Here is a 13498-nt window from a genome sequence, read left to right on the forward strand (position 1 = left end):
AGCGGCGGGAGGCCGTGTCGTCGGCGGCGAGCTCGACCAGCCGGTGCATCTCGTCGCGGAACGCGGCGAACACCGGCACCTGCGGAAAGCCGTCGGCGAGTGCGGAGGAACAGTGCCGCAGCCAGTCGTGCCGGGCCCGCGCGTGCCCCCGCTCGTGCGCGAGGACGGCGTCCAGCCGGCGGCCCTTCAGCCGGCGCAGCGCGGCCGTGGTGACGACCAGCCGGGGCGGGCTGCCGGGCAGCCACCAGGCGTCGGGGTGTTCGCCCTCCAGCACCACCAGCCGGCCGGCGCCGGGCTCCTCGCCGGGCAGCAGCGGCACCCGCGCCAGCAGCTCGGCCCGGCGGGCCCGCCGCCGGGCACGGGCCCGGACGACCTCACGGACCAGCATCGTCGCGGTCCACAGCCCACCGCACGCCAGCACGACCGCGGTGGTCGCCGCCAGGGGCCCCGCCGTGCCCAGGGCGTAGGCCTCCACGACGCCCCGCGGCGCCGTCGCGAACACGGGACGGCCGACCACGTCCGAGGCGGCCACCGCGCTGAACGTCATCGACAGGGCGCAGCACAGCAGCACCGCGGCGACCACGCACTGCCACACCCACAGCGCCACCACCGGCTCACGGTCCGGCCAGTCGGCCCGTGCCAGCAACCGGGGGCCGGTGACGGCGATCAGGACACCGAGCAGCAACAGTGCCGCGGGGAGCATCATGCGTTCAGACTATGAGCGCACACCGCTCCCGGGTACGGCTCACCGGAGCGAAGTGACGTAGGCAACGGCCCGCGCGCCGGCCGGCCGCCGCCCGCCTCACATCGTCAACAGCATCGCCACCATGGCGATCCCCATGGACAGCCGGCACGCCCGCGCCAACTCCGGCCGGTCGCCCCAGCCCGAGGCCTCGCCGGCCCCCGGCGCCCGGTCCCCCGCCACGGCGGCCACCGGCACCAGCCGTACGCCCGTGACCAGTACGTATCCGGTGAAGTAGAGCAGCAGGACGCCGGTCAGCAGGGGGATGCCCGAGCTTCCGTGCGGGTGCCCCTGCCCCGCTCCGGGGGACACGGCCATCGCCACCGCCATGTAGACCATGGCCCCGGCGCCCAGCGGATGGTGCAGATGGCGGGTGCCCGCGCGGGCCGCCCACAGGGCGTGCAGCCCCGCGGCGCCGAACACCACCGCGTAGACGGGCCACGCCCACGAGGGCGGGGTGAAGGCCGCCGCCGGTACGGCCATCGCCGCCATGCCGAAGCCCATCAGCGCCTCGCCGCCCGCGGTACGGCGCTGCTCCTCGACCCTGCTGCGCATCCGCAGCAGGCAGTAGGCGCCGGTCGCCGCGCAGAGCGCGACCAGCAGCCAGCCGGACGCCGCCGGTCCGTGCATGCGCATCTCCCCCCGAGCCGCCCCCGCCGCACCGGTGGCCCCGCTCCACGGTCGGTCAGGACATGCCCGCGCCCGAAGGCGTGCACGCGAGCGCACAGGGGTACACGGGGGGCATTCGGGGGAGCACCGCAGGCCGCGGACATGTTTTACGAGTAAAAGACCTGGTAGCCTCGTCCTCCGTGAGCAGTGCGACCCCCCACCCCGCCCCGGAGAAGGAGCCGGTGTCCGAGCCCCGGAGGTTCCCGCTGACCGGCGTACTGCGCGTCGGGCGGCCCTCCGGCATCTGGTTCAAACCCGCCTTCAGTGTGGTGGCCGCGGTCGCGCCCCCCAGCCTGATCCTGGTGGCCCTCGGCCGGCTCGACCTCGCGGTCTACACCATGGCCGGCTCCCTGTGCGCCCTCTACGCCCACAACCGTCCGTACGCCGCCCGCGCCAAGGCGCTCGCGGGAGTGGTGCTCGGCATGGTGGGGGGCCTCGCCGTCGCCCTGGTCGCCGCCTCGCTCACCGGCGACGCCGTGATCCTGGTCGGCATCGGCGCCCTGCTGGCCGCCGTGCAGAAGGTGGTGTGCGACCTCACGCGCATCGGCCCGCCCGGCAACGTGATCCTGACCTTCGTCAGTTCCGCCTCGCTGTTCGTTCCCCAGACCCTCGGACAGGTCCCCGGCCATGTCGCCCTGGCCCTGGCGGCCGGTGCCTGGGCCTGGCTGGTCGGCATGGCGCCCGCACCGGTCCGGCCGCACGGCCCCGAGCGCCGCGCCACCGCGGACGCCCTGAACGCCGCCGCCGCGTACGTCGACACCGGCGGCACCGGCGACGGACACGCACGGGCCCGCGCGTCCGCCTACGCCGCCGTGCAGGCCGCCTGGCAGTGCCTGCTCCTCACCGGGTCCCGCTCCGCCGCCACCCGCAGGGCCCTCGAACGGCTGGTCGTCCGCGCCGAGATCGCGCTCGCCGCGCCGGCCGGCGCCGATCCCGCGCGGCTGCGCGCCCAGGCCGCCGAGTTGCGTGGCGCGGGCCGTGTCCCGGGCACCGACGGTCCCCGCGCGGAGGCCGACGAACTCCTCGGGGTGGCCGCCGAACGCGCCGTCCCCCGGCGCCCGCCCTGGTCCCGGCCGGGACCGCTCGTCCCCATCGCGGTACGGACCGCCCTCGGCTGCGGCCTCGCCGGATACGCCTCCCTCGCCCTCGGCGTCGGGCGCCCCTACTGGGCCCTGACCACGGCCGCCGCGCTCTACCAGGCCAACATCACCCTCACCTGGAGCAGGACCGTGCAGCGGGTCGTCGGCAACCTGGTCGGCGTGCTGGTCTTCGCCGCCGTCGCCCCGATCGCCGGCCTCGGACCGCTCGCCCTCGTCCTGTGCTGCCTCCTGTTCAACTTCGGCGCCGAGGCGCTCATCGGACGCAACTACTGGCTCGGCAGCGTCTGCGTCACCCCGCTGGCCCTGCTCGTCACCGAGTTCCCCGGCTACCAGCCGACCGGTTCCCTGATCACCGACCGCGTGGTGGACACCCTGGTGGGCGCGCTGGTCGGCTTCGCCGCCGCCCTGGCCGTCACCGACCGGCGGGCGGGTGATCGCGTCGCCACAGCGCTCACCGCGGTGGACCTCCGGCGCGAACACGCGGCCGGGCTGCCGGCCGGCCCGCGGGCCGATCCCACCGCCCTGGAGACCGCCCGGCGCGGCCTGGCCGCCGCCCTCGTCGACCTGCGGGCCGCCGCCGACGCGGCCGCGGGCGAATGGTGGCTCCGCACGCCGCCGCAGGAGCGGGTCGTGCTCACCGAGCAGGCGGGACACCGTACGCTCGCGGCGATGGTGCGGCACCAGGGCCTGACGGCCGGCACCGGTGGCGAGACGGACCGGGGCACGGGCACAGGCCCGGGTACGGGTCCGGACACCGGCCCGGGCGACGGCACCGGCGGGGACGCGAACGGCGACACGGGCAACGACACGGAGGACGCACGGCCATGAGAGCGACCGAAGGCCTCCCGGCCGGCGAAGGACGGCCCGCCGAAGAGGTCCGGCGGGCCGACGGCGGGGCCCCGGCGGACGAGGCCCTCCCGGCCGGCGCGGAGGTCCCCACCGGCGAAGGCGCACCGGCGTCCGGTCGGGACACCGTCGCGGAGGTGGTCCGGCAGTGGCGGGCGGTCTACCCCGGCCTCGACACCGGGCCCATGGAGATCATCGGGCGCATCAACCGCTGTGCCGCCCTGCTCCAGCAGGCCGAGGACGCCCCGCTCGGCCGGGCCGGACTCACCCGGCCCGAGTTCGACCTGCTCGGCGCGCTGCGCCGCACCGGCCGCGAACTGACCCCGGGCGAACTGGCGCGCGAGACCTTCTCCTCGGGCGCCGCCGTCACCAAACGCCTCAAGCAGCTCGGCGCGCGCGGCCTGGTGGAGCGCCGCGGTGACCCCCGCGACCGCCGGGTGGCCCGGGTCCGCCTGACCGGCGCCGGGCGGGACACGGTCGACGGGGTCCTGCCCGCGCAGCTCGCCCACGAGAGCGCCGTGCTGTCCGGCCTGGGCGGAGCGGCGCGCGGCGAGCTGGTCCCGCTGCTCGCCGAGCTGCTGGGCCGGCTGGAAGGACGCCCGGGCACCCCGCGGGCGTGACGGACCCCGGACGCCGGGACCGCCGTACCCGTTCTCAGATGCCCGGCCGGTACCGCAGCGGATGGTCGGCCGGGATCTCCACGAGGACGATCGGCGTGCCGTCCGGGTCGGCGATCCACATCTCGATCAGTCCCCACGGCTCCTTCACCGGCGGCCGGACGATCCCGACCCCCTTGCCCTTCAGCTCCTCGTGGGCCGCCGTCACGTCCGCGACCTGGAGCCACAGCCTCGTCGCGGGGTCCACCGCGTCCGCCGGGGCGTCGGACCGGCCGGACAGCTCCAGGAAACCGCCGCCGAGGAAGTAGACCGTGCCGCGTTCCGGGCCGGTGGCGAACTCGCGGTACACCGCGAGGCCCAGCTGCTCGCCGTAGAAGACGCGGGAGCGCTCGGGATCGGTGGGGCGGAGGAGGACCCGGCTGCCCAGTACATGCACCATGCGGCCGAGCGTAGCGGCCGGGATAACCTCGTCCGTGGCCGAGCCACGCCGGCAACCGGTGCGACCGGGGCGGGCGCGGACCGGTGGCCGGGAGCGCGTGCCGCGGCCCGCGGCCGACCGGGTGGAGAACCCGGGCGAGCGACCCGAGAGAACAGCCCGAGCGACGAAGCGGAGAAACGCCCCATGGAATCCGTCACCGAGAGTGTCCTCACCTTCCGTGACGCCACCGAAGCCGACGTGGACGGCCTCGTCGCGCTGGTCGAGTCGGCGTACCGGGGTGACTCCAGCCGGGCCGGGTGGACCACCGAGGCCGACCTCCTCCAGGGGCAGCGGACCGACCCGGAAGGCGTGCGGGAGGTCGTCGGGTCGCCGGACAGCCGGCTGCTGACCGTGGAGCGCGAGGGCCGGATCGTCGCCTGCTGCCAGCTCGAGCACCGCGGTGACCACGCCTACTTCGGCATGTTCGCGGTCAGCCCCGGGCTCCAGGGCGCCGGGCTCGGAAAGGCGGTCCTCGCCCACGCCGAGCGGCAGGCGCGGGAGACGTGGGGCGTCCGCGAGATGCACATGACCGTGATCACGGTGCGCGAGGACCTGATCGCCTGGTACGAGCGGCGCGGCTACCGCCGTACGGGCAGGACGACCCCCTTCCCGTACGGCGACGAGCGGTTCGGCATCCCGCTCCGCGCCGACCTGCGGTTCGAGCTGCTGGTCAAGGAGCTGTCCTGACGGGCGCAGGCGCGGCGCCGGCCCTCGCCGGGCACCGCCGCGGACCGGGCCCGCCCCGCCGTCACGCGGTGAAGCGGCCGGTGCGCTTGATCTCCGGGTAGTCGGTGGTCGCGCCGTCGAGCCCGAGGGCCCGGACCAGTCTGAGGTGGTCCTGCGTGTTCACCACCCAGCCGATGATCCGCAGGTCCGCCTTGCGGGCCCGCTCAACGGTCTCCAGGGTGAGGCGGCGGATGTTCAGGCAGACGGTCGAGGCGCCGGCGCGGGTCGCCCGCTCCACGATCTCCGGGCCGTAGCGGCTCGCGACGAGGGCGGTGCGCACCCCGGGCACCAGCCGGGCGATCTCGGCGATCGCCTCGTCGTGGAACGAGGACACCTCGACCCGGTCCGCCAGGTTCCGCCGGTTCATCACCCCGGCCAGCGCCCTGGCCGCCTGCACGTCCTTGATCTCGGCCTGCAGCGGGGCGTGGACGGCGTCCAGCACCTCCTCGAAGACGGGAACGCGCTCGCCGCGCCCGGCGTCCAGGGTGCGCAGCTCGGCGACGGTCCGGTCGGCGACCGGGCCCGTGCCGTCCGTCGTGCGGTCCAGGTCGGTGTCGTGCAGGACGACGAGCGCGCCGTCCTTGCTCAGGTGCAGATCGAGTTCGATGACGTCGAGCCCGGCCTCCTGGGCGGCGACGAAGGACCGGAGGGTGTTCTCGGGCTCGACGCCCATGACTCCGCGGTGACCGATGGTGAGGAAGTTCAAGATACGGCTCGCTTCCGTCGACGGCGGCGCGGGGCCGCGTCCCTGCGGCCCTCCTGGACCGTATCGCCTGTGCCCGCCCCGTCCAGATGCTGAACATCGAAGCCGAGGAGTATCACCCACTCGCGTGACAGACAGGAAAAAGTGCGGTGACGACCGGGGTAGTACAGGATAATTTACGGAGGTGTCCCTTGCTGGGAGAAACCTCGTATGTATACGGTCGGCGTACGCAATTTCTTCGCTGGAGGATGGGACATGACGGAAATTCTTGCGCAGGTGGGTACGGAGGGACGCGTTCCTTCGACGTCCAGGGTGGTCGAGCACCCGGCGTGGCCCGTGCTCAAGGATGCCGTGGAGCGGATCAGGCCCTGGCAGGCGAAGGACGGGTCGATCGACCTCGACGCCGAGGGGGCCCCGGCCCGCGCCGAGGCCGAACTCGAGGTGCGCCGGGTGGTCGACGCGCTCGACGAGTTGTCCCCGCTGCTCCCGCACGACCGCGCCTACCACGAGGCCCTGGCGAAGGACCTGACCCGCTGGGCCGAGGGCGGCTTCGAGGTGCCCGACTTCCTGGACTCGCTGATGGCCTTCCACCCGGCCGCGCACCGCGAGGACGGGCTCCAGCACCTGGTCGTCTTCCCGATGTACACGCAGAACGGCAACCCGGACCGCAACCTCGAGGCGGTCGTGCTGCGCATGGTCTGGCCCGACTGGCTGGCCGAGCTCGAGCGCACCCGCTACGACAACCCGCTGTTCTGCGGCATCTCCTTCGAGGACTTCACCGCGGGCTACGACACCAACTCCGCGGTGCTCTTCCCCGAGACCATCGCCGTGCGCGAGGCCCCGGAGCGGTTCACCTGGGGCGGCATCTTCTGCGACCGCGAGGCCGCGCGCTTCCGCCGGGTGTCCGCCGCCGCCGTCGACCTCCTGGGCCTCGAACTGCCCGACGACGTCGCCGCGCTGGTGCACGACCAGAAGCGCTGCGAGGAGGCGTTCGTCCTGTGGGACATGGTGCACGACCGCACCCACAGCCACGGCGACCTGCCCTTCGACCCGTTCATGATCAAGCAGCGCCAGCCGTTCTGGATGTACGGCCTGGAGGAGCTGCGCTGCGACCTCACCGCCTTCAAGGAGGCCGTGAAGCTCGCCGGCGAGGGCGTCCCGCAGGCGCGTGACGTACAGGTCGCGGTGCTGTTCGACCGCATGTTCCGCTTCCCGGTCACCGGTGAGCGGGTCCGCAACTACGACGGCCTCGGCGGCCAGCTGCTCTTCGCCTACCTGCACAAGCACGACGTCGTCCGCTGGACCGACAACAAGCTCACCATCGACTGGGACCGCGCCCCGCAGGTCACCAACCAGCTGTGCGCCGAGATCGAGACGCTGTACCGCGACGGCATCGACCGCCCCAAGCTCGTCCACTGGTTCGCCGGGTACGAGCTCGTCTCCACCTACCTCTCCCCGCACCCGGGATCCAAGTGGGCCAAGGGCCCCGACGCCCTGGACCTGACGCAGCCGCCGCGGAAACTCGTCGATGACGTGCTTCCGGACGAGTTTCCGCTGAGCATGTTCTATGAGGCACTGTCCAAGAAGCTGAAGAACGTGATCGCCTCGACCCGGGGCATCACGGCGGCCGGCGCCGAGCGGATCGCCGCGTGAGCGATCCGGCCCGCATCACTGCTCAGGAGGCGAGGACCATGGGGAACGGGGCGCTCGACGGCGCGGTGATCGCGGTGGCCGGCGCGGGGGGACCCGCGGGGCGGGCGACACTGCTCAGGCTGGCCGAGGCGGGGGCGACCGTCGTCGGCTCCGACAACGATCCGGAGCGGCTGGCGGAGGCCGTGGACGCGGCGCGCTACGCGCACGGCGGCGCCACCGTCACCGGGGACACGGTCGACCTGCTCGACCTGGGCTCCACCCGCGAGTGGGCCGCGCGCACCGAGAAGGAGTTCGGCCGCGTCGACGGCCTGGTCCATCTCGTCGGCGGCTGGCGCGGCAGCGAGACCTTCACCAAGACCAGCGTGGACGACTGGGACCTGCTGGAACTGCTGCTGGTCCGGACCGTGCAGCACACCTCCCTCGCCTTCCACGAGGCGCTGCAGCGCAGCGACCGCGGCCGGTACGTCCTGACCAGCGCGGCCGGCGCCACCAGGCCCACCGCGGGCAACGCCGCCTATGCCGCCGCCAAGGCCGCCGCCGAGGCGTGGACGCTGGCCATGGGCGACTACTTCCGCAAGGCGGGGGGCGAGCGGGGGCCGACCTCGGCGGCTGTGATCCTGGTGGTCAAGGCGTTGGTGCACGACGCGATGCGCGCCGAGCGCCCCAACGCGAAGTTCGCGGGCTTCACGGACGTCAGGGACCTCGCCGAGGCGATCGCCGGCGTCTGGGACAAGCCCGCCGCGGAGTTGAACGGAAATCGTCTGTGGCTGACCGAGAAGCCGTGAACCCACCCCGGACCGACGCACGCCGCCATCACGACCCGGACGTCCGCGGTTTCGCCAGCGACAACTACGCCGGGGCCCACCCGGAGGTGCTCGCCGCCCTGGCCCTGGCCAACGGCGGGCACCAGGTCGCGTACGGCGAGGACGCGTACACGGAGAACCTCCAGCAGGTGATCCGCAGCCACTTCGGCCCCACCGCCGAGGCCTTCCCGGTCTTCAACGGCACCGGCGCCAACGTCGTCGCGCTCCAGGCGGTCACCGACCGCTGGGGTGCCGTGATCTGCGCCGAGAGCGCGCACATCAACGTCGACGAGGGAGGGGCGCCGGAGCGCGTCGGCGGGATCAAGCTCCTCACCGTGCCCACCCCCGACGGCAAGCTCACCCCCGAGCTGATCGACCGGCAGGCGTACGGCTGGGAGGACGAGCACCGTGCGATGCCGCAGGTGGTGTCCATCGCCCAGGCCACCGAGCTGGGCACGGTGTACACACCGGACGAGATGCGCGCCCTCTGCGAGCACGCGCACGCCCGGGGGATGAAGGTGCACGTGGACGGCTCCCGGCTGGCCAACGCCGCCGCCGCCCTGGACGTGCCGATGCGCGCCTTCACCAACGCGGCCGGCGTCGACCTGCTCTCCCTGGGCGGCACCAAGAACGGTGCCCTGTTCGGCGAGGCGGTCGTGGTGCTGAACCAGGACGCCGTCAGCCACATGAAGCACCTGCGCAAGCTGTCCATGCAGCTCGCGTCCAAGATGCGCTTCGTCTCGGTGCAGCTGGAGGCCCTGCTCGCGCGGGACCTGTGGCTGCGCAACGCCCGGCACGCCAACGAGATGGCCCAGCGCCTCGCCGAGGGGGTGCGCGCCGTGCACGGTGTGGAGATCCTCCACCCGGTCCAGGCCAACGCCGTCTTCGCCCGCCTGCCGCACGCCGTGACCGAGCGCCTGCAGAAGCGTTTCCGCTTCTACTTCTGGGACGAGGCCGCGGGCGACGTCCGCTGGATGTGCGCCTTCGACACCACCGAGGACGACGTGGACACGTTCCTGGCGGCCCTCAAGGAGGAGATGGCCCGCTAGCGGCCGGCGCGCGACCGGACGTCTCACACGGGTGTGCCCTCGACCGGTGACGCACTGATCACCGGTCGAGGGCACACCCGTGTTCCGACGGGATGCGGCCCGTCCTGGAGATCCCGATCCTTCCGCCCGCTCCGGCCGCCGGCGAGAGGGACCACCCGCTCCGGCACGCCGCGCCGCGTCCCGTCGTGCCGGACGCGCCCGGGGCCGCGCGGGACCGCCCGCACCCGTGGCGGACCCTCCCCACCGCGCCGCCGACCGCGACACGCACGCCGGCGTCGGTTCAGCGCGCCTCGGCCGCGCGGACCTGCTCCGGGGTCGGTGCCGTGCCGCCGAGGTGGGCCGGCATCCACCAGGTGTCGTCCGGGCCCTTGGGGCGTACCGGGTAGGCGCGCTGCGCGGCCTCCAGCAGTTCCTGCACCCGTTCCCGCAGCTGCCGGGTGATCGCGCCCGCGTACTTGTCCTTGGACGCCTCGACCGCCTCGCCGACGCGCATGGTGATCGGGGTGTGGCTGCGCTTGAAGTTGCGGGGGTGCCCCTTGGTCCACAGCCGCTGGGTGCCCCACACCGCCATCGGGATCAGCGGCACGCCCGCCTCCTGCGCCATGCGCGCCGCACCCGACTTGAAGCTCTTCAGGGTGAAGGACTGGGAGATCGTCGCCTCCGGGAAGACGCCCACGATCTCGCCCGACCGCAGCGAGGCGAGCGCGTGCGCGTACGCCGCGTCGCCCTGGTCGCGGTCCACGGGGATGTGCTTCATCCCGCGCATCAGCGGACCCGAGATCCTGTGCCGGAACACGGAGTCCTTCGCCATGAAGCGCACGAGCCGCTTCTGCGGCAGCGCCGCGAGCCCGTTGAAGACGAAGTCCAGGTAGCTGATGTGGTTGCTCACCAGCACGGCGCCGCCCGTACGCGGGATGTTCTCCGAACCCCGGCAGTCGATCTTGAGGTCCCACGCCTTGAACAGAGTCTGGGCGAAACCGATCACGGGACGGTAGACGAGTTCTGCCATGGGTGTGGTGGAACCCTTTCCTGCTCTGTCTGGGAAGGGGACTCCCAGTCGAAGTTACGCAGCCGTAGGTTTACGGCTTGTCGCTGATGGTGCCCCAAGAACGACCGTCGAACCAGCCCTTGCGCCTGCCTGCGGCGAGATTCTTGTCACGTCCACCCCCTTGATCCACCTCGGGCTTTTGCGTCGCCATTACCCCGCGCGCCGCGGCGGTCCGGGAACCCCGGAGCGGGGCCCCGAGCGCGTCGACGGCCGTGGACCGGCGTACCGCTCGGGAACATCCCGCGGGTGGCGGGAATCTTCGCGGCCCCGTGGGCGCTCCGAGGAATGACGGCCGGACCCACGGCGCGTACGGGCGCTCGCGACGGCGGGCGCCTTCGGAGTGCCGCGGCGGCGGCGGAGCGGGAGGGCACGGGTGCGAGGACGGGACGACGGCGAGCGGCTGGGGGCGCAGGACCTGGGCGCGGCCCTCGGTGAACGGGCCACCCTCGTCCAGTTCTCCAGCGCCTTCTGCGCGCCCTGCCGGGCGACCCGGAGGGTGCTCGGCGAGGTGGCCGGCCTGGTTCCCGGGGTGGCCCACGTGGAGATCGACGCCGAGGCGCACCTGGACCTCGTGCGCCGGCTGGGCATCCTCAGGACCCCCACCGTGCTGGTCCTGGACGCCGGCGGCGGGATCGTCCGGCGCGCCGTCGGCCCACCGCGCAAGCCCGATGTGATCGCCGCGCTCGGCGAGGCGGTCTGACGGGGCGGGCCGTCCCCTCCTCCCGCGCCGCCGGGAACGCCCCCGCGCCCGGCGCCGGCGGCCCGGGGCGACCGCTGCTGCGTGCCGGTCGAGTTCCGGTTACGCTGCGTTGCAAAGGTCACAGTTCAAAGCGCTTGCTCAGCGGGAACGAACTGGGTGTACTGGCGAGTAATATTTTGCTCGGAACCGTGGATCGCCCCGATCGGGAACGGCCGTTTGAGGCGCCTATGCTGCCTGAAGGCAGGCAGCCAGAAATGACGATTGCAGTAGGAGAGCCGGCGTGAGCTTGAGGATCGTTGTCACAGTGAAGTACGTGCCCGACGCCACTGGCGACCGGCACTTCGCCGATGACCTGACCGTCGACCGCGACGACGTGGACGGTCTGCTCTCCGAACTGGACGAGTACGCGGTCGAGCAGGCGCTGCAGATCTCGGAGAACTCCGACGACGACGTGGAGATCACCGTCCTGACGGTGGGCCCCGAGGACGCCAAGGACGCGCTGCGCAAGGCGCTGTCCATGGGTGCCGACAAGGCCATCCACGTCGAGGACGACGACCTGCACGGCACCGACGCCATCGGCACCTCCCTGGTCCTGGCCAAGGCCGTCGAGAAGGCCGGCTACGACCTGGTCATCTCCGGCATGGCCTCCACCGACGGCGTCATGGGTGTCGTACCGGCGCTGCTCGCGGAGCGCCTGGGCGTGCCGCAGGTGACGCTCCTGTCGGAGGTCTCGGTCGAGGACGGCACCGTCAAGGGCCGCCGCGACGGCGACGCCGCGTCCGAGCAGCTCGAGGCGTCCCTGCCGGCGGTCGTGTCGGTCACCGACCAGTCGGGCGAGGCGCGCTACCCGTCCTTCAAGGGCATCATGGCGGCGAAGAAGAAGCCGGTTCAGTCCTGGGACCTGTCCGACCTCGACCTCGAGGCGGAGGAGGTCGGCCTGGAGGGCGCCTACACCACGGTCGACTCCGCGACCGAGCGCCCGGCCCGCACCGCGGGCACGATCGTCAAGGACGAGGGCGAGGGCGGCAAGCAGCTCGCCGCCTTCCTCGCGGAGCGAAAGTTCGTCTGACACGGCCTCGCGGGCCGGAGGCTCACCCGAGCCCGAGGCTCACCTCGCTCCCCGCCCCTCACACTTCGCAAGCAGGAGAGAAGAAGTCCCATGGCTGAAGTTCTCGTCTACGTCGACCACGTGGACGGCGCCGTCCGCAAGCCGACCCTGGAGCTGCTGACGCTGGCCCGCCGCATCGGCGAGCCGGTCGCCGTCGCGCTGGGCGCCGGCGCCGCCGACACCGCCGCCGCCCTGGCCGAGCACGGCGCGGTGAAGGTCCTGACCCACGAGGCCGCCGAGTACGCCGACTACCTGGTCGTGCCGAAGGTGGACGCCCTCCAGGCCGCCCACGAGGCCGTCTCCCCGGCCGCCGTCCTCGTCCCCTCCTCCGCCGAGGGCAAGGAGGTCGCCGCCCGCCTGGCGCTGCGTCTCGGATCGGGCGTCATCACCGACGCCGTCGACCTCGAGGCCGGCGACGAGGGCCCGGTGGCCACCCAGTCGGTGTTCGCCGCCGCCTACACCACCAAGTCCCGCGTCTCCAAGGGCACCCCGGTCATCACGGTCAAGCCGAACTCGGTCGCCGTGGAGGCGGCCCCGGCCGCCGGCGCGGTCGAGGCCCTGTCCGTGTCGTTCTCCGAGCAGGCGACGGGCACCAAGGTCACCGGCCGCACCCCGCGCGAGTCGACCGGCCGCCCCGAGCTGACCGAGGCCGCGATCGTGGTCTCCGGTGGCCGCGGCGTCAACGGCGCGGAGAACTTCGCGGTCATCGAGGCGCTCGCCGACTCCCTCGGTGCCGCCGTCGGCGCCTCGCGCGCCGCGGTCGACGCCGGCTGGTACCCGCACACCAACCAGGTCGGCCAGACCGGCAAGTCGGTCTCGCCGCAGCTGTACATCGCCTCCGGCATCTCCGGTGCGATCCAGCACCGCGCGGGCATGCAGACCTCGAAGACGATCGTGGCGGTCAACAAGGACGCCGAGGCCCCGATCTTCGACCTGGTCGACTACGGCGTCGTCGGCGACCTGTTCGACGTCGTCCCGCAGCTCACCGAGGAGATCAAGGCCCGCAAGGGCTGATCCCCTCAGGGCCGTACCGGCCCGGGGCCCCCACCACCGCGCCCGGCGCGGTGGCGGGGGCCCTCGTCCGTTCCGGGACGGGACGGCTCCGCCCGTCCGGGGGTGAGCGACGCCTGCACCGGCAGGTGGTCGCTCGGGAAACGGCCCCCCGGGGCGTAGGTGTTGACCGAGGCGCGGTGCACCACGACGCCGGGCGTGGCCAGCACCCAGTCGATGCGGGCGCCGCCCGGCGTCGTGGTGCA

General features: G+C 73.3%; 14 protein-coding genes and 1 pseudogene. 9 read left to right on the plus strand and 6 right to left on the minus strand.

Translation table 11 applies throughout. The features are described from left to right. Together AOK18_RS00595 and AOK18_RS00600 are read right to left on the minus strand one after the other, a co-directional pair. Window positions 1–706 (minus strand): M56 family metallopeptidase (locus AOK18_RS00595; RefSeq protein WP_055692951.1); only part of this gene is annotated, 706 nt, incomplete at its 3' end. 96 nt (window positions 707–802) lie between these two features. Continuing rightward, window positions 803–1372, minus strand: coding sequence for a DUF5134 domain-containing protein (locus AOK18_RS00600; RefSeq protein WP_055692952.1), 570 nt, complete (start codon window positions 1370–1372; stop codon window positions 803–805). A gap of 179 nt (window positions 1373–1551) precedes the next feature. Here AOK18_RS00600 and AOK18_RS00605 point away from each other — a divergent pair, with 179 nt between their 5' ends. Together AOK18_RS00605 and AOK18_RS00610 are read left to right on the plus strand one after the other, a co-directional pair. Beyond that, entirely contained in the window at window positions 1552–3339 is a 1788-nt protein-coding gene (locus AOK18_RS00605; RefSeq protein ID WP_206281481.1) for an FUSC family protein, read from the plus strand. Then, window positions 3336–3977 (plus strand): MarR family winged helix-turn-helix transcriptional regulator, encoded by a 642-nt coding sequence (locus AOK18_RS00610; protein WP_079104777.1) that lies wholly within the window; start codon window positions 3336–3338, stop codon window positions 3975–3977. The genes AOK18_RS00605 and AOK18_RS00610 overlap by 4 nt, the downstream gene beginning before the upstream one ends. Before the next feature lie 34 nt (window positions 3978–4011). Here the strand turns inward: AOK18_RS00610 and AOK18_RS00615 are convergent, their stop codons facing one another. Then, entirely contained in the window at window positions 4012–4413 is a 402-nt protein-coding gene (locus AOK18_RS00615) for a VOC family protein (protein WP_055570550.1), read from the minus strand. A gap of 183 nt (window positions 4414–4596) precedes the next feature. Between AOK18_RS00615 and AOK18_RS00620 the strand changes: the two genes are divergently transcribed. Then, window positions 4597–5139, plus strand: a complete 543-nt coding sequence (locus AOK18_RS00620; protein WP_055692953.1) for a GNAT family N-acetyltransferase — start codon at window positions 4597–4599, stop codon at window positions 5137–5139. A gap of 61 nt (window positions 5140–5200) precedes the next feature. Here the strand turns inward: AOK18_RS00620 and AOK18_RS00625 are convergent, their stop codons facing one another. Then, window positions 5201–5884: a glycerophosphodiester phosphodiesterase gene (locus AOK18_RS00625; RefSeq protein ID WP_055570552.1), complete on the minus strand. Its 684-nt coding sequence runs from the start codon at window positions 5882–5884 to the stop codon at window positions 5201–5203. Window positions 5885–6136: 252 nt separating this feature from the next. On the opposite strand from AOK18_RS00625, the gene AOK18_RS00630 reads away from it, so the two are divergent. From AOK18_RS00630 to AOK18_RS00640, 3 genes are read left to right on the plus strand one after another with little or no spacing between them, the layout of a single operon-like run. After that, window positions 6137–7534, plus strand: a complete 1398-nt coding sequence (locus tag AOK18_RS00630) for a DUF6421 family protein (RefSeq protein ID WP_055692954.1) — start codon at window positions 6137–6139, stop codon at window positions 7532–7534. Window positions 7535–7572: 38 nt separating this feature from the next. Continuing rightward, complete coding sequence (locus tag AOK18_RS00635; protein ID WP_055692955.1) at window positions 7573–8319, plus strand: SDR family NAD(P)-dependent oxidoreductase; 747 nt, start codon at window positions 7573–7575, stop codon at window positions 8317–8319. Beyond that, the gene (locus AOK18_RS00640) at window positions 8316–9386 is read left to right on the plus strand and encodes a threonine aldolase family protein (protein ID WP_055692956.1); all 1071 of its coding nucleotides are present in this window, start codon (window positions 8316–8318) and stop codon (window positions 9384–9386) included. The genes AOK18_RS00635 and AOK18_RS00640 overlap by 4 nt, the downstream gene beginning before the upstream one ends. Window positions 9387–9666: 280 nt before the next feature. Here AOK18_RS00640 and AOK18_RS00645 read toward each other — a convergent pair whose 3' ends face one another. Then, window positions 9667–10395, minus strand: coding sequence for a lysophospholipid acyltransferase family protein (locus tag AOK18_RS00645; RefSeq protein WP_055571026.1), 729 nt, complete (start codon window positions 10393–10395; stop codon window positions 9667–9669). A 379-nt stretch (window positions 10396–10774) separates the two neighbouring features. On the opposite strand from AOK18_RS00645, the gene AOK18_RS00650 reads away from it, so the two are divergent. From AOK18_RS00650 to AOK18_RS00660, 3 genes are all read left to right on the plus strand, one after another. After that, window positions 10775–11134 (plus strand): thioredoxin family protein, encoded by a 360-nt coding sequence (locus AOK18_RS00650; protein ID WP_079104778.1) that lies wholly within the window; start codon window positions 10775–10777, stop codon window positions 11132–11134. 280 nt (window positions 11135–11414) lie between these two features. Continuing rightward, complete coding sequence (locus tag AOK18_RS00655) at window positions 11415–12203, plus strand: electron transfer flavoprotein subunit beta/FixA family protein (RefSeq protein WP_055571024.1); 789 nt, start codon at window positions 11415–11417, stop codon at window positions 12201–12203. Between the two features lie 90 nt (window positions 12204–12293). Further along, window positions 12294–13256 carry an electron transfer flavoprotein subunit alpha/FixB family protein gene (locus tag AOK18_RS00660; protein ID WP_055571023.1) on the plus strand — a complete coding sequence of 321 codons (963 nt, stop codon included), beginning with the start codon at window positions 12294–12296 and terminating at the stop codon, window positions 13254–13256. A gap of 5 nt (window positions 13257–13261) precedes the next feature. On the opposite strand, the pseudogene AOK18_RS33815 reads toward AOK18_RS00660, so the two are convergent. Further along, a pseudogene (locus tag AOK18_RS33815) lies at window positions 13262–13498 on the minus strand (hypothetical protein); the annotation flags it as partial.

The organism is Streptomyces prasinopilosus (genome assembly GCF_001419695.1).
Classification (GTDB): Bacteria; Actinomycetota; Actinomycetes; order Streptomycetales; family Streptomycetaceae; genus Streptomyces; species Streptomyces prasinopilosus.

Coding starts and splice junctions, on each gene's coding strand:
- AOK18_RS00600 (WP_055692952.1), bottom strand. CDS start 1,372: ATGCACGGACCGGCGGCGTCCGGCTGGCTGCTGGTCGCGCTCTGCGCG.
- AOK18_RS00610 (WP_079104777.1), top strand. CDS start 3,336: ATGAGAGCGACCGAAGGCCTCCCGGCCGGCGAAGGACGGCCCGCCGAA.
- AOK18_RS00615 (WP_055570550.1), bottom strand. CDS start 4,413: ATGGTGCATGTACTGGGCAGCCGGGTCCTCCTCCGCCCCACCGATCCC.
- AOK18_RS00620 (WP_055692953.1), top strand. CDS start 4,597: ATGGAATCCGTCACCGAGAGTGTCCTCACCTTCCGTGACGCCACCGAA.
- AOK18_RS00630 (WP_055692954.1), top strand. CDS start 6,137: ATGACGGAAATTCTTGCGCAGGTGGGTACGGAGGGACGCGTTCCTTCG.
- AOK18_RS00635 (WP_055692955.1), top strand. CDS start 7,573: ATGGGGAACGGGGCGCTCGACGGCGCGGTGATCGCGGTGGCCGGCGCG.
- AOK18_RS00645 (WP_055571026.1), bottom strand. CDS start 10,395: ATGGCAGAACTCGTCTACCGTCCCGTGATCGGTTTCGCCCAGACTCTG.
- AOK18_RS00660 (WP_055571023.1), top strand. CDS start 12,294: ATGGCTGAAGTTCTCGTCTACGTCGACCACGTGGACGGCGCCGTCCGC.